Source organism: Pseudacidovorax intermedius (assembly GCF_001476815.1).
GTDB lineage: Bacteria > Pseudomonadota > Gammaproteobacteria > Burkholderiales > Burkholderiaceae_C > Xenophilus > Xenophilus intermedius_A.
The window spans coordinates 1-17,189 of the sequence record NZ_LDSL01000048.1 but is presented as its reverse complement, the minus strand read 5'-3'; the positions used below and the strand labels follow the sequence as shown (position 1 = coordinate 17,189).

Below are 17,189 nucleotides of genomic sequence, written 5' to 3'. Positions count from 1 at the left end.
TCACCCGCATGGCCTGCTCCGCGGCCTGCCGACTACGTGGTGCGGGCTGCTTCCGCCAACTGGATCGCGAGCTTGTTGTGCTGCTCCACCAGCGGCTGCAATTCCACCGTCGCCAGCTGGCCTTCCCGCACCACCACCCGCCCATTGACCACCGTGTACGCCGCCTGCGGGCTGGCGCACAGCAGCAGGCTGGCGACGGGGTCGTGCACCGCGCCGCCGGCGAAGCCCAGGGTGCGCAGGTCGAACAGCGCCAGGTCGGCGCACATGCCGGGCGCCAGGTGGCCGATGTCGGCGCGGCCGAGCACCTGGGCGCCGCCGCGGGTGGCCATGGCCAGCGCGTCGCGCGCCGTCATCTCGGCCGGGCCGTGGTCGCAGCCGAAGGCATCGAGCGAGCGGCGCACCCGCGCCAGCAGCAGCGCCTGCCGCGCCTCGCCGACCATGTGCGCGCCGTCGTTGCTGGCGCTGCCGTCCACGCCCAGGCCCACCGGCACGCCGGCGTCGAGCATGCGGCGCACGGGCGCCAGGCCCGAGGCCAGGCGCATGTTGCTGCAGGGGCAGTGGGCCACGCCGGTGCGGCTGCGCGCGAACAGGCCGATGCCGGCCTCGTCCAGCTTCACGCAGTGGGCATGCCAGACGTCGTCGCCCAGCCAGCCCAGTTCCTGCGCGTATTCGGCCGGCGTGCAGTTGAACTTCTCGCGCGTGAAGGCGATGTCGTGGTCGTTCTCGGCCAGGTGGGTGTGCAGGCGCACGCCGTGCCGGCGGGCCAGGGCGGCGGCATCGCGCATCAGCTCGCGGCTGACGGAGAAGGGCGAGCAGGGCGCGACCGCGATGTTGACCATGGCGCCGTGGCTATGGTCGTGCCAGGTGATGATGAGGCGCTCGGTGTCGCGCAGGATGGCCTCTTCGTCCTCGACCACGCGGTCGGGCGGCAGGCCGCCCTTGGACTGGCCCAGGCTCATGGCGCCGCGCGAGGCGACGAAGCGCATGCCGATGGCCTGCGCGGCCTCGATGCTGTCCTCCAGCCGCACGCCGTTGGGGTAGATGTAGAGATGGTCGCTGCTGGTGGTGCAGCCCGACATCAGCAGCTCGGCCATGGCGACCTGCGTGGAGACCTGGACCATCTCGGGCGTGAGCCCGGCCCAGATCGGGTAGAGCCCGCGCAGCCAGCCGAAGAGTTCCGCGTCCTGCGTCGCCGGTATGGCGCGCGTCAGCGACTGGTACATATGGTGGTGGGTGTTGACCAGGCCCGGCATCACCAGGTGGCCGCGCGCGTCGATCACCGTGTCGGCCTGCTGCGGCAGCCCGGCCGCGGGGCCGATGGCCTCGATGCGGTGGCCGCGCACCAGCACCGAGGCGTCGCGCAGCTCGGTGCGCGCATCGTCGAAGGTCGCGACGCAGGCCGCGTTGCGGATCAGCAGGGTTTTCATCGGTACATTCCTCTTGCGCAATCGACGGCCCCGGCGACAGCCCGTGGCCCATGGAGACAACGAACATGATCGCATCCGACACCGCGTCCACGCCCGATCCGCGCCGGCAGCCGCGCGCCTTTCTCGAACACCTGTACCGCGTGGCGGTGCAGCAGGCGCTGCCGCTGGCGCGCATGGCCGAGTACCTGCCGGCACCGCCGCGCGGCCGCACGCTGGTGCTGGGCGCGGGCAAGGCCGGCGGTTCGATGGCGCAGGCGCTGGAGGCCCTGTGGCCGCAGGACGCGCCGCTGTCCGGCCTGGTGGTCACGCGCTACGGCCACATCCCGCCGCGGCCCGCGGGCCTGCCGTCGCGCATCGAGCTGGTGGAGGCCGCCCATCCCGTGCCCGACGCGGCCGGCCTGCGGGCGGCCGAGCGCATGCTGGCGCTGACGCAGGGCCTCACGGCCGACGACCTGGTGCTGTGCCTCGTCTCCGGCGGCGGCTCGGCCCTGCTCACGCTGCCGGCCGACGGCCTGACGCTGGAGGACAAGCAGCGCATCAACCGCCAGCTGCTCGAATCGGGCGCGCACATCGGCGAGATGAACTGCGTGCGCAAGCACCTGTCGCGCATCAAGGGCGGCCGGCTGGCGGCGGCCTGCGCGCCGGCGCGGGTGGTGACGCTCACCATCAGCGACGTGCCGGGCGACGATCCGGCCGTCATCGCCAGCGGCCCGACGGTGCCCGATGCGAGCACCTGCGCGGACGCGCTGGCCATCCTGCGGCGCTACGGCATCGCGGTGCCCCCGGCGGTGCAGGCCGGCCTGGAGGAGGGCTGCCTGGAGACGCCCAAGCCCGGCGATGCCGCCTTCGCCGGCCATGCGGTGCACCTGATCGCCACGCCGCGCCAGTCCCTCGAGGCCGCCGCCGCGGCGGCGCGTGCGGCGGGCCTCGATGCCCACGTGCTCAGCGACGAGATGGAGGGTGAATCGCGCGAGGTGGGCAAGGTGCATGCGGCGCTGGCGCGCGCGGTGGCGCTGCACGGCACGCCCTTCGCGCGGCCCTGCGTGATCCTGTCCGGCGGCGAGACCACGGTGACGGTGCGTGCGCGCGCGCCCGGCGTGCCGAAGGGGCGCGGCGGGCGCGCGGGCGAGTTCTGCATGGGCCTGGCCGGCGCGCTGATGGGCCAGCCGGGCGTGTGGGCGCTGGCGGCCGATACCGACGGCATCGACGGGGTGGAGGACAACGCCGGCGCCTTCGTCATCCCCGACACCCTGGTGCGTGCGCAGGCAGCGGGCCTCAAGCTGGCCGAGCACCTGGACCGCAACGACGCCTACGGCTACTTCGATGCGCTGGGCGACCTGCTGGTGACGGGCCCGACGCACACCAACGTCAACGACTTCCGCGCCATTCTGGTCATGCCCGACTGAGGCGGCGAGGCCGGGGTGAGCCTGCTGCGCGGCGTGCCGATGCGCCGCCGGGCTTCTGCCGCTGCGCCAGTCCAGGCGCGCGGCGGATCGGCGCTTCAGTTGCCGAAGATGTCCTGCGCCCGTGACACGCCCTCGAAGCGGGGCCGCGCGAACAGGTAGCCCTGCATCAGGTTCACGCCCTCGTGGGTGAAGAAGTCGCGCTCGCCGGCCGTCTCGATGCCTTCGGCGATGACGGTGATGGCCAGTTCCTCGCACATGCGCAGGATGCCGCGGGCGATGGCCTGGCGCGGCCGGCTGCTGTCCACATTGCGCACCAGCGACATGTCGAGCTTGACGATGTCGGGCTGGAAATCCGCCAGCAGCGTCAGGCCGGCGAAGCCGGCGCCGAAGTCGTCGATGGCGGTGAGGAAACCGCAGCGCTGGTATTCGGTCAGGATGGCCGCGAGCCAGGGGCCGTCGGTCACCCGCTCGCCCTCGGTCACCTCGAACACGATGCGGTCGAGCGGAATGTTGTACTTGCCGGCCGCCTCCAGCGTGGTGCGGATGCAGATCTCGGGCCGGTAGACCGCCTGGGGCAGGAAGTTGATGGACAGGCGCGTGTCCATGCCAAGGCGCGAGGCCGTGCTGATCGCCGTGACGCGGCAGTCCTGGTCGAAGCGGTAGCGGTTGTCCGCCGTCACCTGCTCGAGCACGGTCAGCGCGCCTTCGCCCTGCGGGCCGCGCACCAGTGCCTCGTGGGCCCAGATGCTGCGCGTGGCAAGGTCCACGATGGGCTGGTAGGCGAAGCTGAAGGGAAACAAGGGGGTGGCGCCTTCGCGGCAACCCTGGCAGCGTGTGCCCCCGCTGCCGGGCGCGGCGCCCGTCGCCGGGTGCAGGGCGATGGTCTGGATCATGGCAGTGGTGGGCAGTGCCGGACAGGAAGGTGGGTCGGCGCGGGGAGGCTCCGGCAGTTCAGGGCGAGCATCTCTGCCTTCCCCCCTTTTTGCGGCCATCACGCGTAACAGAATGTTGACATTGTTTCGGGCCGAATCGTGTAGGCATTCGTGCCGCCGGGGTGAGAGGCACTGGCGGGGGTGCGCCGGGCCGCCGGCCTCATTCGCACAGCGCGCGGATCTCCGGCGGCACCGGCAGCGCCCGCAGCCGGCCGTCGGGGTGCTTGCCGCCGAAGATGCGCACTTCCTCGCATTCCAGGATCAGCGTCTCGCCCGCCGCGTCGTCGCGGGTCACGCGGTAGGCCTGCACGAAGCTCTTCTCGCGCCATTCGCGGACCTGCACCGCGAACTGGAGCGTGTCGCCATAGCTGGCGGTGCTGACGAAGCGGGCCTTGGTGTCCACCAGTGGCGTGCCGATCACGCCCAGCGTGCGCGTCGTCTCCTCCCAGCGTGGCACGCCGCAGCCGGCGAAGAAGTGGCGCGAGGCGGCATCGATCCAGCCGAAGAAGTTGGGAAACCAGACGATGCCGGCGGGGTCGCAGTCGCCGAATTCGACGCGGGCGGTGTAGGTGATGGTCTTGGGCATGGAGCAGCAGATTAACGGGACGGTGGTCACGCCAGCTTGCCTGACAGGCGGCCCGCACGTGCTCCCTCTCCCCTCGCGGGAGAGGGCCGGGGAGAGGGGGCCGCAGCATGCAAACCTGCGCCGGCGCTGGCGATCGGCGCAGCCCCCTCTCCCCAACCCCTCTCCCGCGAGGGGAGAGGGGCTCGGGCGGGTGCGGCGCCGTCGACCTTAATCGGCCTTGATGCCCCGCTCCTTGATGATGGCGCCGAAGCGCGTCGAGTCCGCCATGGCGCGGTCGTGGAAGGCGGCCGGCGTGCCGGGCGCGGCCTCGCCGCCGAGCTGCTGGATGCGGTCCTTGACCATCGGCAGCGCGAGCGCCTTGTTGATCTCGGTGTTGAGCCGCGCGATCACCGGCGCCGGCGTGCCGGCCGGGGCGTAGAAGCCGAACACGGTGTCGGCGTCGAAACCCTTCAGGCCGGCCTCGGCCAGCGTCGGCACGTCGGGGAAGAGCGGCGAGCGCTGCGGGCTGCCCACGGCCAGCAGGCGCAGCTTGCCGGCCTTGACCTGCTGCAGCGCGATGCCGGGGTCGAAGTAGTAGTCGATCTGGCCGGCCAGCAGGTCCTGCAGCGCCGGAGCCGCGCCGCGGTAGGGCACGTGGGTGGCGAAGGTGCCGGTCTGCGACTTGAACATCTCGCCCGCCAGGTGGGGCGAGCTGCCCACGCCGGGCGAGCCATACGACAGCTTGCCCGGCCGTGCCTTCAGGTAGGCGATGAATTCCTGGATGTTCTTCGGCGGCAGCTCGGGCCGGATCACCAGGTACACCAGCACCCGCGCGGCGGCGGCCACCGGCACCAGGTCCTTCGCGGGGTCGAAGGGCATCTTCTCGTACAGGTGCGGATTCACGGACACCATGCCGCCCGAGCTCATCAGCAGCGTGTAGCCGTCGGCCGGCGCGCGGGCCACCACCTCGCCGCCGATGTTGCCGTTGGCGCCGCCGCGGTTCTCCACCACCACCGGCTGGCCCAGCGCCTCCGAGAGCGGCTGGCCCACGACCCGGGCCAGCTGGTCGGCCGCGCCGCCGGGCGGGAAGTTGACGACCACGCGGATGGGCTTGGTGGGCCAGGCCTGGGCCTGGGCGGTCAGGGGGGCGAGCAGGGCGCTGCCGGCGCAGGCGGCGCCGGCCAGGGCGAGGGCGAAGCGGCGGCGCTGGCGGGCAGGCTGGGAAAGGTGGATGGTCATCGCGTGTCTCCTTCTTGGTTTCTTGTGGAATCTCAGTGGGTCAGGCGCCCTGGGAGCGGGGCGGCCTGCGCATCCAGCGGATGGGCTGCTCGGCCACCGGCCGCGGCGGCGCGCCGTGGGCGCGCAGCGTGGCGTCGAGGGCGCTGCCGGCCTCGTCGGCCAATGCGGCCTCGCGCGCCTTGGCGATGGCCTGCGCCCGTTCGGCCGGTGTGCGGCCCGGGCTGCGTGCCAGGTGGTCGACGATGTGCAGCAGATTGGCCTTGCCGCGCTCGTTGGTGCTGCCGTAGCCCTTGATCAGCCGGCCGCACAGCGCGAGTTCATGGCCCAGCGCCCAGTCCTCGCGCAGGCCGGCCTCGACGGCGGCCAGCCAGTGCTCGATCAGCCGCTGCTCCTCGGCGAAGCGGCTGCCGATGGGCCGCAGCCGGCGCAGGCTGGTCAGCAGGCGCAGCGACGCCATGCCGACGACCGAATGGCTACCCACCTTCAGCGGCATTGCCCACGGCGACTGGCCGCGGCGCTGGCGGGCGCGGTCCCAGTCCTGCAGCCGGCGAGCGAGGGCGGGCGGCAGCAGGGCGGCGAACTCGGGCACGCCGGGCTTGAAGTGGTCGTAGACGCGCAGCAGGTCGGCCTCGCCGGCCTTGACCTCGGTGCGCACCCGTTCGGCCCGGCTGGCGCGGGCCTTGAGCGCGGCCACGCGCACGATGTCGTCGAAGGCCATCCACAGCGCCACCCAGCGGGCCATCTCGCGGGTGGCGGCCCAGCCCTGCGTGCCGGCGGGGTCGGACACGCGCTCGGCCTCCAGCACGCGCGCCAGGCGGTCCGCGTAGCGGCGGGCATAGGCCGCGTCCTGGTACTCCAAGGTGCGGGCATGGCCCAGCGCCAGCATCTCGTGCACGGCGGGCGGAAAGCGGCCGGCCAGGTCGGCGGGCAGCGTCGGCACTTGGCTGGCTTCCACCGCCGGGTCCTTCAGCAGTGCGTCGACGAAGGCCGCCTGCTGGCGCGGCGCATTGACGGCTTCGTAGGCCCGGGCAAAGCCGCGCAGGCTGGCCGCCGCCGTGGCGCCGGGCTTCTTGCCCGTGGCCGGGTCGTGGATCGCGGCTTCGAAGGCCGCGCGCGACCAGGGCAGCACGCCACTGCCGGCGATGGCGCCGAACATGATGCTGCTGATGACGGTGCCGCATTCGCGCGCCATGGCCGCCATGTCCAGCACCTGGTGCCCGCGGCTGAAGCGGCGCACCACCTCGAGCAGCTGCGCCGGGTCGGCCCGGCCGTCGCCCAGCACCATGCGCTCGGACGTCGTCAGGCTGCGGCTGGAGGAGGTGATGACCTGGGTGCGCGCGGGGTCGGCCATGCCGCCCGCGATCTGGCGCGTGGTCTCCAGCAGCTCGGAAGACACGATCGCGTCCAGCGCGCCCGGGGCCGGCACCAGGCTGAAAACCGGCTGGCGGCCCTGCAGCTGCGCCAGCGGCACGGGGAAGACTTCGACGTAGTAGGTGGTGGCGCCGGTGCGCTGGGCCACGCCGGGCACCGACGTGCTCTGCGCCGCGTAGCCGGCATGGCGGGCGGCCTCGATCAGCCATTCGGTGAGCACGCCGCCGCCTTCGCCGCCGAGGGCGCACAGCAGCAGGGTGAGGGGGCGTTGGGTGTTGGCTTGGGTCATCGCGGGCGCGGTGGTGGAAGAGGGCGTCGGCATGGACGGTGTGTTCAGGCAGGACGCAGCGCGCGCACCATGGCCGACTGCAGGGCGTGCAGCAGCCGCTCGTGCCAGCGCGGGTTCTGCACCACTTCGGCCCGGTAGAAGCTGGGGCACAGCGTGGCCGCGTGGGCGTTGGCACCGCACAGGCCGCAGCCCACGCAGCCGTCGATGACGGTGGCCACCGGGTCCACCTTGAGCGGATCGGGGTTGTCCTTGAGCGTGAGCGTGGGGCAGCCCGACAGGCGGATGCAGGCGTGGTCGCCGTTGCACACGTCCTCGTCCACGCCGTACTTGACGCGCACCACGCGCTCGCCCTTCTTGAGCAGCTGCGCGATCCAGGGCTTGATGCGGCGCTGGCGTTCCAGCTGGCATTCGCCTTCGGCAATGATGACCTTCAGGCCTTCGAAGGAGGTGGTGAAGGCCTCCGTCAGCGTGGCCCGCATGGTCGCCACCTCGTAGGTGTGGACGGTGCGCATCCACTTCACGCCCAGGCCGCGCAGCGTGTCCTCGATGGTGTGGTTCTTGTGCGCCAGGCTCTGCTGCTTGTCCTCGGCGCGGGCCTTGGTGTCCTCGTCGGGCGTGGAGATGATGTCCTGCGTGCCGGTGGCGCTGGTGTAGCCGTTCTTGAAGATCAGCAGCACCGCGTCGTCGCCGTTGAACAGGGCGCTCTGCACGCCCGTGAGCAGGCCGTTGTGCCAGAAGCCGCCGTCGCCCATGATCGACAGCACCCGCCGCTGCATCATGGGCGAGACGCCCGCGCGGCTGGCCAGGCTCATGCCGTAGCCCAGGATCGAGTGGCCGCCGCTGAATGGCTCGAAGGTGCCGAAGGCATGGCAGCCGATGTCGGCCGCGATGTGCACCTGGCCCACCTCCTGCTGCGCGAGCTTGAGGGCGGAGAAGACCGGTCGCTCCGGGCAGCCGATGCAGAAGCCCGGCGGCCGGCCCGGCAGCGGCTTGCCCAGCAGCTCGGCCACGGCGCGGCGGCGCGCGTCGTTGGCGGCCAGCCAGTCATTGCCGGCCTGGCCGGCGCCTTCGGGCAGGTAGCGGGCAGCGAAGGCGGCCAGGCCGCGCGTGAGCACCTCGGTGGTGTACTCGCCGGCCATCTGCAGCAGGTCCTTGCCGTGCAGCGGCGTCTGCAGGTCGCGTCGGCGCAGCAGGGTGGCGATGTCCTGCTCGATGTACTCGGGCTGGCCTTCCTCCACCACCAGCAGGGCGCGCTTGCCGGCGGCGAACTGCACGATCTGGTCCGGCACCAGCGGGTAGGTGACGTTGAGCACCAGGATCGGGATCTCGCTCTGGCCGAAGGCATCGGCCAGGCCATGCTGCTGCAGCGCGCGGATGAGGGCGTTGTACAGGCCGCCCTGCACCACGATGCCCAGGTCGTCGTGCCTTCCGGACATCAGTTCGTTGAGGCCGTGCTCGGCGATGTAGCGCTGCGCGGCCGGAATGCGCTCGGCGCTCTTGCGCTTCTCGTGGCCGAAGGTGACGGGCGGATGGGCCAGGCGCTCGTAGTCGAAGCGGGCCGGCTCCTCCATCAGGCTGCGGGTGCTGACGGCCGGCGCGCGGTTGTCCTTGCAGTCGAAGCTGCCGCGCACGTGGCAGGCGCGGATGCGCAGCTCCATCATGCAGGGCATGCTGGAGGCTTCGGAGAGGTTGAAGCCTTCCTCCACCATGCGCACCATCGTCGGCAGGTGCGGCCGCGGGTCCAGCAGGCACAGGCTGGACTTGAGCGCATAGGCATGGGTGCGCTCTTGGATCACGCTGGCACCTTCGCCGTAGTCCTCGCCCACCACGATCAGCACGCCGCCGGTCACGCCCGGCGAGGACAGGTTGGACAGCGCATCGGCCGCCACGTTGGTGCCGACGATGGACTTCCAGGTCACGGCACCGCGCAGCGGATAGTGGATGGAGGCGCCGAGCATGGCCGCGGCCGAGGCCTCGTTCGAGCAGGCCTCCACGTGCACACCCAGTTCCTGCATGTAGTCGCGGCCCTGCACCATCACGTCCAGCAGGTGCGACACCGGCGCGCCCTGGTAGCCGCCCACGTAGGCCACCCCAGCCTGCAGCAGGCCCTTGGTGATGGCCAGGATGCCCTCGCCGTGGAAGGTCTGGCCCGCGCCCAGGCGCAGCGCCTGCACTTCCTTGCTGAAGGAAACTTCCATGTTCTTGTCTCTCCGTCGTGGGGGGGCGTGGCCACGCGTCCAGGGGCGGCGGCCACCGCGGCCGGGGGGCCGCTCATGCGAAAGCGCGGAGTGTCCGGCGCCTGGGGCATGTCCTCAATGCAATGAAGCCGCTAAGTGATATGAACGGCATGCATATGGAAAAGCTGGACCTGAACCTGCTGCGCGTGTTCGACGCCGTGCACCGCACCTGCAACGTGAGCCGCGCCGCCGAGGCCCTGGGCCTGACCCAGCCGGCCGTGAGCCATGGCCTGACCCGCCTGCGGCTGGCGCTGGGGGACGCGCTTTTCACCCGGGTGGCCGGCGGCGTGGCGCCCACGCCGCGGGCCGAGCGCCTGGCGCCGGCCGTGCGGGCCGCGCTCGCCACGCTCGACGACGCCGTGGCCGAGCCCGAGCGCTTCGACCCGGCCCGCTCGCACAAGACCTTCCGCATCCACATGAGCGACATCGGCGAGGGCCGCTTCCTGCCGCCGCTGATGCAGCACCTGCGCGCGCTGGCCCCCGGCGTGCGGCTGGAGACGCTGCCCCTGCGCCCGCAGGACATCGCCGCAGCGCTGGACGAAGGCCGCATCGACCTGGCCTTCGGCTTCCTGCCCAAGGTGAAGGACACGCGCCGGCAGCACCTGCTGAACGACCGCTACATCGTGCTGGTGCGTGACGGCCATCCTTTTGCGCGTCGCCGCCTGCGCGGCAAGGCGCTGCTGGCGGCGCTGCAGACGCTGGACTTCGTGGCCGTGCGCTCGCATGCCGACACGCTGCGCATCCTGCAGCTGATGCAGCTGGAGGCGCGCGTGCGGCTGGTGACCGAGCATTTCATGGTGCTGCCCGCCATCGTGCGCGACACCGACCTGGCGGTGGTCATGCCGCGCAACATCGCCCGCAGCTTCGGCGAAGGCGCCGGCTTCGCCATCGTGGAGCCCGACTTTCCGCTGCGCGACTTCGGCGTCGCCCTGCACTGGAGCCGCCGCTTCGAGGACGATGCGCCCAACCGCTGGCTGCGCGGCGAGATCGTCGGGTTGTTCGGCGATGGCAGCCCAAACTGAGCCACGGGCTTGCTGCACCGCCGCAGGGATCGCGGCACCACCCTGGGTCGCCCACGTGACAAGGACGGTGCGCGCACGGCGCCTGCCACGCGGGGCATAACGATTGCTGGATGGCCGCTATGGCCCAGGCCGTATCCGCGTAAGCTCGACTCCGACTAACTTCGCCCATCGCCGCGCCGCACGCGGTTTTCCGCCGCCCCCACGAGATTCCATGAGCACTTCCACCCAACCCATCCAGTTCTTCCACCGCGGCCGCGTGGTGGCGGTCGACGGCGTGCATCCGACCCGCTCCGTGCTCGACTGGCTGCGCGAGGACGCGTGCTGCACCGGCACCAAGGAAGGCTGCAACGAAGGCGACTGCGGCGCCTGCACCGTGGTCATCGGCGAGCTGGCGGCAGAGGGCGAAGCCGGCGCCGTCGGCGGGCTGAAGCTGCAGACGGTCAATGCCTGCATCCAGTTCCTGCCCACGCTGCACGGCAAGGCGCTGTTCACCGTCGAGGACCTCAAGGCGCAGACGGCCTGCGTGCGCGACGGCGAGCGGCATTCCAAGCACCCGGTGCAGCAGCTGCATCCGGTGCAGCAGGCCATGGTGGACTGCCACGGCTCGCAGTGCGGCTTCTGCACCCCCGGCTTCGTGATGTCGATGTGGGCCAGCTACGAGCAGCACGGCGAGCGCGGCAGCCGGCCGACGCGGCAGCAGCTGGCCGACGAACTGTCGGGCAACCTGTGCCGCTGCACCGGCTACCGGCCCATCCTCGACGCCGGCCAGAAGATGTTCGACCTGCCGCCCGTGCGGCTCGACACCGCGCCGGTGGTGCAGGCGCTGCAGGGCCTGCGCAGCGACACCACCTTCGACTATGCCGCGCCGCTGGGCCAGCGCACCGACCATTTCCACGCGCCGGTGAGCCTGGATGATTTCGCCGCGCTGCGCGCCGCCAAGCCGCAGGCCCGGCTGCTGGCCGGCTCCACCGACATCGGCCTGTGGGTCAACAAGCAGTTCCGCGACCTGGGCGACATCCTCTACATCGGCAACGTGCCCGAACTCCGATGCATCGATGCCGGCGCCGACGCGCTCTGGATCGGCGCCGCCGCCTCGCTGGAGGACGCCTGGGCCGCCATCGTGCAGCGCGCGCCCTCGTTGCAGGACGTGTGGTTGCGCTTTGCCTCGCCGCCGATCCGCCATGCCGGCACGCTCGGCGGCAACGTGGCCAACGGCTCGCCCATCGGCGATTCGCCGCCCATCCTGATGGCGCTGGACGCCGAAGTCGAGCTGCGCAAGGGCTCCCGCGTGCGCCGCATGCCCCTGCCCGACTTCTACGTCGACTACATGAAGAACCAGCTGGAGAGCGGCGAATTCGTGCAGGCCATCGTGCTGCCGCTGCCGGCCTTCGAGCGCCAGCTGCGCGGCTACAAGATCAGCAAGCGCTTCGACTGCGACATCTCGGCCCTGTGCGCCGGCTTCGCGCTGGAGCTGGACGGCGACGTCGTGCGCAGCATCCGCCTGGCCTACGGCGGCATGGCGGCCACCGTGCGCCGTGCCGCCCAGGCCGAGGCCGCCCTCGTCGGCCAGCCCTGGACCCAGCAGGCCGTGGAGGCCGCCAAGGCCGCGCTGGCCCGGGACTTCAAGCCGCTGACCGACCTGCGGGCCTCGGCCGACTACCGGCTGCAGGTGGCGCAGAACCTGCTGCAGCGTTTCTGGCTCGAGACGCGCGCCCACGAGCCGCTGGCGGCGCAGGAGACCAGCGTCTGGACGGTGATGCCCCATGCCCCCGCCTTCGGAGCCTGAACGATGAACAAGCCGATCGATCCCGCCCTGCTGCAGTCCGCCGAGGCCTTCGCCGACTACGCCGCCAACACGGCCGCCCGCATCGACACCGGTGCCGAGGCCGAGGCCCTGGCCCAGGGTGCGCGCGTGGGCATCAGCCGTCCGCACGAATCCGCCCACCTGCACGTGGCGGGTGAGGCCACCTACACCGACGACCTGCCCGAGCTGGCCGGCACGCTGCACTGCGCGCTGGGCCTGTCGCCGGTGGCGGCCGGCCGCCTGGAAGCGCTGGACCTGGACGCCATCCGTGCCATGCCCGGCGTGGTCGACGTGATCGTGGCCGACGACATTCCCGGCGCCAACGACTGCGGCTCCATCGTGCACGACGATCCGCTGCTGTGCCCCGTCGGCCCGCAGGACGATGGCGCCACGGGGGGCGAGATCCGCTTCCTGGGCCAGCCGCTCTTCGCCGTCATCGCCCGCACCCGCACCGAGGCCCGCCGCGCCGCCGCCCGCGCCAAGGAGGCCGCCCGCGTGGTGCCGGCCGAGCCGGTGCTGACGCCCCAGCAGGCCCATGCCCGCGGCCAGTACGTGGTGCCGCCCATGCACCTGGCCCGCAGCGACAAGGGTGTCGCGGTGCGCGCCGCCATCGAGGCCGCGCCGCACCGCCTCAAGGGCGAGCTGGATGTCGGCGGCCAGGAGCAGTTCTACCTGGAAGGTCAGATCAGCTACGCCATCCCCAAGGAAGGCGGGACGATGCAGGTCTACTGCTCGACCCAGCATCCAACCGAAATGCAGCACCTGGTGGCGCATGCGCTGCACCTGCATTCCAACGAGGTCCACATCGAATGCCGGCGCATGGGCGGTGGCTTCGGCGGCAAGGAATCGCAGTCGGGCCTGTTCGCCTGCATCGCCGCCGTGGCCGCCAACAAGCTGCGCCGCCCGGTCAAGCTGCGCCCGGACCGCGACGACGACTTCCTGATCACCGGCCGCCGGCACTGCTTCTGGTACGAGTACGAGGTGGGCTTCGACGACGAAGGCCGCATCCTCGGTGCCGAGATCAGCATGGTCTCGCGCGCCGGCCATTCGGCCGACCTGTCGGGCCCGGTGATGACCCGCGCCCTGTGCCACTTCGACAATGCCTACTGGCTGCCCGAGGTGAGCATGCACGGCTTCTCGGGCCGCACCAATACGCAGAGCAACACGGCCTTCCGCGGCTTCGGCGGGCCGCAGGGCGCCATCGCCGTCGAATACGTGCTCGACTCCATTGCCCGGCAGCTGGACCGCGATGCGCTGGACGTGCGCCGCGCCAATTTCTACGGCAAGACCGAGCGCAACGTCACGCCCTACGGCCAGGTCATCCGCGACAACGTGATCCACGAGCTGGTGGGCCAGCTGGAGTCGTCCTGCGACTACCGCGCCCGCCGAGACGCGATCACGGCCTTCAATGCGAAGAGCCCGGTGCTCAAGCGCGGCCTGGCGCTCACGCCGATCAAGTTCGGCATCAGCTTCAACGTGCCGCACTTCAACCAGGCCGGCGCGCTCGTCCACGTCTACACCGACGGCTCCATCCTGGTGAACCACGGCGGCACCGAGATGGGCCAGGGCCTGAACACCAAGGTGGCCCAGGTGGTGGCGCACGAGCTGGGCGTGGAGTTCGAGCGCGTGCGCGCCACGGCCACCGACACCACCAAGGTGGCCAACACCTCGGCCACGGCGGCCTCCACCGGCGCCGACCTCAACGGCAAGGCCGCGCAGGATGCGGCGCGCCAGATCCGCCAGCGGCTGGCCGACTTCGCGGCACGTCGACATGGCGGCACGGCCGACGCGGTGCGCTTCGCCAACGGCAAGGTGCAGGTGGCCGGCCGCGAACTGAGCTTCGCCACGCTGGTGGCCGAGGCCTACACCGACCGCGTGCAGCTGTGGTCCGACGGCTTCTACAGCACGCCCGGCCTGCACTGGAACTCGCAGACCATGCAGGGCCATCCCTTCTACTACTTCGCTTACGGCGCCGCCGTGAGCGAGGTGGTGGTGGACACGCTGACGGGCGAATGGAAGCTGCTGCGCGCCGACGTGCTGCACGACGCCGGCCGCTCGCTCAACCCGGCCGTTGACATCGGCCAGGTGGAAGGCGCCTTCATCCAGGGCATGGGCTGGCTGACGACGGAAGAGCTGGTCTGGCATCCGGGCAACGGCAAGCTGCTGACGCACGCCCCCAGCACCTACAAGATTCCCACCGCCAACGACTGCCCGCCGGTGTTCAACGTGCGGCTGTTCGACGGCCCCAACGCCGAGGATTCCATCCACCGCAGCAAGGCCGTCGGCGAGCCGCCGCTGCTGCTGCCCTTCTCGGTCTTCTTCGCCATCCGCGATGCGGTGTCGGCCGCGGGCGGGCATCGGGCCGATCCGCCGCTGCGCGCGCCGGCCACCAGCGAGGCCATCCTGCGTGCGCTGACCGCGGTCCAGGCCGCGCCTGCCGCCGCCTGATCCTTCGCCGGAGCGCCGGCCGCCGCAGGCCCCCACCCCGGGGGCCGGGCGCCGCCTGTCTCTGGCAGAGTGAGGCCCCATGCGAGACCAGGCCCTCTTCGACAAGATCGATCTGCACCTCATCCGGGTGCTCTACACCGTGCTCACCGACCGCAGCGTGTCGCGCGCGGCGTTGCGGCTGGGCATGTACCAGCCGGCCGTGTCGGCGGCGCTCAAGCGCTTGCGCGAGCTGTCGGGCGACCCGCTGCTGGTGCGCTCGGGCTCGGGCATGGTGCCGACCGAGGCGGGCCTGCGCATGATCGAGCCGGCGGCGAGCATCCTGCGGGCTGCCGAAATGCTGTTCTCGGACGTGCGCGGCTTCGACCCGCAGACGGCGGCCACCACCTTCCGCATCGCCGCCAACGACTACCTCGACCCGGTCTTCCTGCCGCTGCTGGTGACGCAGATCAAGCGCCTGGCGCCGCTCACGCGCATCGAGATCCATCCGCTCTCGTCCGACTCCGACTACCACGCCCACCTGGCGCAGGGCACGCTGGACCTGGTGATCGGCAACTGGCTCAAGCCGCCGGAAGACCTGCACATGTCGCGCCTGTTCGGCGATGAGGTGGTGTCGATGGTGAGCCAGGAGCATCCGGCCGTGCGCCGCGGCTGGGACCTGGACACCTGGCTGGAGGCCGAGCACATCGCGCCCACGCCCACGCACCCGGGGGCGCGCGGCATCATCGAGCAGCTGCTCGACGCCATCGGCCGGCAGCGCAACATCACGGCGCGCTGCGCGCATTTCAGCCTGATCCCGCAGATGGTGGCGAGCAGCCTGCTGGTGCTGACCACCGGCCGCCAGTTCTGCGAGCGCTTCGCGCAGCAGCTGCCGGTGCGCATCCTCGACTGCCCGGCCACGCTGCCGCGGCTGCTCTATTACCAGCTGTGGCACGAGCGCACGCATTCGTCGAGTGCGGCGCAGTGGCTGCGCGAGCAGGTCAAGAGCACGGCCGCCTCGCTGCGCCAGCCCGGGGTGCTCTGATCCGTTTCGCTTCCCTCATTCACAACAACACCGGAGACAACACCCATGAACGCGATCGAGCGGCTGTTCAAGCTGCAGGAGCACGGCACGACCGTGCGCACCGAGCTGCTGGCAGGCCTGACCACCTTCCTCACGATGGCCTACATCATCTTCGTCAACCCGTCGATCCTGGGCGACGCGGGCATGCCGAAGGAGGCCGTCTTCGTCGCCACCTGCGTCATCGCCGCGCTGGGCTCGGCCATCATGGGGCTGTATGCCAACTATCCCATCGCGCTGGCGCCGGGCATGGGCCTGAACGCCTACTTCGCCTATGGCGTGGTGCAGCACATGGGCTTCACCTGGCAGGCGGCGCTGGGGGCGGTGTTCGTCTCGGGCTGCCTGTTCCTGCTGGTCACGCTGTTCCGCGTGCGCGAACTGATCATCCGCGGCATTCCGCTGTCGCTGCGCTATGCCATCACGGTGGGCATCGGCCTCTTCCTGGCGCTGATCGCGCTCAAGAGCGCGGGCATCGTCGCCGCCTCGCCGGCCACCTACGTCACGCTGGGCGACCTGCACCAGCCGGCCGCCGTGCTTGCGGTGCTGGGCTTCTTTCTGATCGTGATGCTGGACCGGCTCAGGGTGCCGGGCGCCATCCTGATCGGCATCGTGGCCGTGACGCTGGCGAGCTTCTTCTTCGCCGGCAATCAATTCAATGGCGTGGTGTCGGCGCCCCCTTCCATCGCGCCCACGCTGCTGCAGCTGGACATCAAGGGTGCGCTGGCCGGCGGCATCCTGAACGTGATCCTGGTGTTCTTCCTGGTCGAGCTGTTCGATGCCACCGGCACGCTGATGGGCGTGGCCAAGCGCGCGGGCCTGCTGGTGCCGGGCAAGATGGACCGGCTCAACAAGGCGCTGCTGGCCGACTCGGGCGCCATCTTCGCGGGCTCGCTGCTGGGCACCTCCAGCACCACGGCCTATGTGGAAAGCGCGGCCGGTGTGCAGGCCGGCGGTCGCACGGGCCTGACGGCACTGACGGTGGCGGTGCTCTTCCTGGCCTGCCTCTTCATCGCGCCGCTGGCCGGCGTGGTGCCGGCATACGCGACAGCGCCGGCCCTGCTGTTCGTGGCATGTTTGATGCTGAGGGACCTGACCGAACTCGACTGGAACGAGACCACCGAGGTCATCCCCGCGGCCATCACCGCGCTGGCCATGCCCTTCACCTACTCCATCGCCAACGGCCTGGCCTTCGGCTTCATCAGCTATGCGGTGCTCAAGCTGGTCACCGGCCGGGCCCGCGAGGCGCACTGGATGGTGTGGGTCATCGGCGGCATCTTCCTGTTCAAGTACATCTACCTGCCGGGTCACTGACCTATCCGGGCCGGCCCCAGGCGACTAGCATTCACCGTTTTTTCAAAAAAGAGCGACCCCCGAAGGCCCACCCCCATGTCC

12 protein-coding genes are annotated in these 17,189 nt (G+C 71.2%); 6 read left to right on the top strand and 6 right to left on the bottom strand.

Annotated features, from left to right (window positions below; genetic code table 11):
• Positions 1 to 32: 32 nt before the first annotated feature.
• The gene (locus tag NS331_RS07170; protein ID WP_058641323.1) at positions 33 to 1,427 is read right to left on the bottom strand and encodes an 8-oxoguanine deaminase; all 1,395 of its coding nucleotides are present in this window, start codon (positions 1,425 to 1,427) and stop codon (positions 33 to 35) included.
• A 65-nt stretch (positions 1,428 to 1,492) separates the two neighbouring features.
• On the opposite strand from NS331_RS07170, the gene NS331_RS07165 reads away from it, so the two are divergent.
• Positions 1,493 to 2,833, top strand: a complete 1,341-nt coding sequence (locus NS331_RS07165; RefSeq protein WP_058641322.1) for a glycerate kinase type-2 family protein — start codon at positions 1,493 to 1,495, stop codon at positions 2,831 to 2,833.
• Positions 2,834 to 2,928: 95 nt separating this feature from the next.
• Here the strand turns inward: NS331_RS07165 and NS331_RS07160 are convergent, their stop codons facing one another.
• The 5 genes from NS331_RS07160 to NS331_RS07140 all read right to left on the bottom strand — a co-directional run bounded on the left by NS331_RS07160 (position 2,929) and on the right by NS331_RS07140 (position 9,427).
• Positions 2,929 to 3,726, bottom strand: coding sequence for an EAL domain-containing protein (locus NS331_RS07160; RefSeq protein ID WP_058641321.1), 798 nt, complete (start codon positions 3,724 to 3,726; stop codon positions 2,929 to 2,931).
• Between the two features lie 199 nt (positions 3,727 to 3,925).
• Positions 3,926 to 4,351: an acyl-CoA thioesterase gene (locus tag NS331_RS07155; protein WP_058641320.1), complete on the bottom strand. Its 426-nt coding sequence runs from the start codon at positions 4,349 to 4,351 to the stop codon at positions 3,926 to 3,928.
• Positions 4,352 to 4,558: 207 nt separating this feature from the next.
• Complete coding sequence (locus NS331_RS07150; RefSeq protein ID WP_058641319.1) at positions 4,559 to 5,569, bottom strand: Bug family tripartite tricarboxylate transporter substrate binding protein; 1,011 nt, start codon at positions 5,567 to 5,569, stop codon at positions 4,559 to 4,561.
• Between the two features lie 40 nt (positions 5,570 to 5,609).
• A complete protein-coding gene (locus tag NS331_RS07145; RefSeq protein ID WP_242873677.1) occupies positions 5,610 to 7,262 on the bottom strand; it encodes an indolepyruvate oxidoreductase subunit beta family protein in 1,653 nt (550 codons plus the stop codon).
• 11 nt (positions 7,263 to 7,273) lie between these two features.
• A complete protein-coding gene (locus tag NS331_RS07140; RefSeq protein WP_058641317.1) occupies positions 7,274 to 9,427 on the bottom strand; it encodes a thiamine pyrophosphate-dependent enzyme in 2,154 nt (717 codons plus the stop codon).
• A 140-nt stretch (positions 9,428 to 9,567) separates the two neighbouring features.
• Here NS331_RS07140 and NS331_RS07135 point away from each other — a divergent pair, with 140 nt between their 5' ends.
• The 5 genes from NS331_RS07135 (at position 9,568) to NS331_RS07115 (ending at position 17,108) form a co-directional block, all read left to right on the top strand.
• Positions 9,568 to 10,488: a LysR family transcriptional regulator gene (locus NS331_RS07135; RefSeq protein ID WP_058641316.1), complete on the top strand. Its 921-nt coding sequence runs from the start codon at positions 9,568 to 9,570 to the stop codon at positions 10,486 to 10,488.
• A gap of 211 nt (positions 10,489 to 10,699) precedes the next feature.
• A complete protein-coding gene (gene xdhA, locus NS331_RS07130; RefSeq protein WP_058641315.1) occupies positions 10,700 to 12,274 on the top strand; it encodes a xanthine dehydrogenase small subunit in 1,575 nt (524 codons plus the stop codon).
• A gap of 3 nt (positions 12,275 to 12,277) precedes the next feature.
• Positions 12,278 to 14,740, top strand: coding sequence for a xanthine dehydrogenase molybdopterin binding subunit (xdhB, locus tag NS331_RS07125; RefSeq protein ID WP_058641314.1), 2,463 nt, complete (start codon positions 12,278 to 12,280; stop codon positions 14,738 to 14,740).
• Between the two features lie 79 nt (positions 14,741 to 14,819).
• Positions 14,820 to 15,761 (top strand): LysR family transcriptional regulator, encoded by a 942-nt coding sequence (locus NS331_RS07120; protein ID WP_058641313.1) that lies wholly within the window; start codon positions 14,820 to 14,822, stop codon positions 15,759 to 15,761.
• A gap of 45 nt (positions 15,762 to 15,806) precedes the next feature.
• Positions 15,807 to 17,108, top strand: coding sequence for an NCS2 family permease (locus NS331_RS07115; protein ID WP_058641312.1), 1,302 nt, complete (start codon positions 15,807 to 15,809; stop codon positions 17,106 to 17,108).
• Positions 17,109 to 17,189 lie beyond the last annotated feature (81 nt).

What these genes read in the sequence shown, in the direction of transcription:
- xdhA (WP_058641315.1), top strand. Translation starts at nt 10,700, where the DNA reads ATGAGCACTTCCACCCAACCCATCCAGTTCTTCCACCGCGGCCGCGTG.
- xdhB (WP_058641314.1), top strand. Translation starts at nt 12,278, where the DNA reads ATGAACAAGCCGATCGATCCCGCCCTGCTGCAGTCCGCCGAGGCCTTC.
- NS331_RS07115 (WP_058641312.1), top strand. Translation starts at nt 15,807, where the DNA reads ATGAACGCGATCGAGCGGCTGTTCAAGCTGCAGGAGCACGGCACGACC.
- NS331_RS07155 (WP_058641320.1), bottom strand. Translation starts at nt 4,351, where the DNA reads ATGCCCAAGACCATCACCTACACCGCCCGCGTCGAATTCGGCGACTGC.
- NS331_RS07120 (WP_058641313.1), top strand. Translation starts at nt 14,820, where the DNA reads ATGCGAGACCAGGCCCTCTTCGACAAGATCGATCTGCACCTCATCCGG.
- NS331_RS07140 (WP_058641317.1), bottom strand. Translation starts at nt 9,427, where the DNA reads ATGGAAGTTTCCTTCAGCAAGGAAGTGCAGGCGCTGCGCCTGGGCGCG.
- NS331_RS07160 (WP_058641321.1), bottom strand. Translation starts at nt 3,726, where the DNA reads ATGATCCAGACCATCGCCCTGCACCCGGCGACGGGCGCCGCGCCCGGC.
- NS331_RS07135 (WP_058641316.1), top strand. Translation starts at nt 9,568, where the DNA reads ATGAACGGCATGCATATGGAAAAGCTGGACCTGAACCTGCTGCGCGTG.
- NS331_RS07170 (WP_058641323.1), bottom strand. Translation starts at nt 1,427, where the DNA reads ATGAAAACCCTGCTGATCCGCAACGCGGCCTGCGTCGCGACCTTCGAC.
- NS331_RS07145 (WP_242873677.1), bottom strand. Translation starts at nt 7,262, where the DNA reads ATGCCGACGCCCTCTTCCACCACCGCGCCCGCGATGACCCAAGCCAAC.
- NS331_RS07150 (WP_058641319.1), bottom strand. Translation starts at nt 5,569, where the DNA reads ATGACCATCCACCTTTCCCAGCCTGCCCGCCAGCGCCGCCGCTTCGCC.
- NS331_RS07165 (WP_058641322.1), top strand. Translation starts at nt 1,493, where the DNA reads ATGATCGCATCCGACACCGCGTCCACGCCCGATCCGCGCCGGCAGCCG.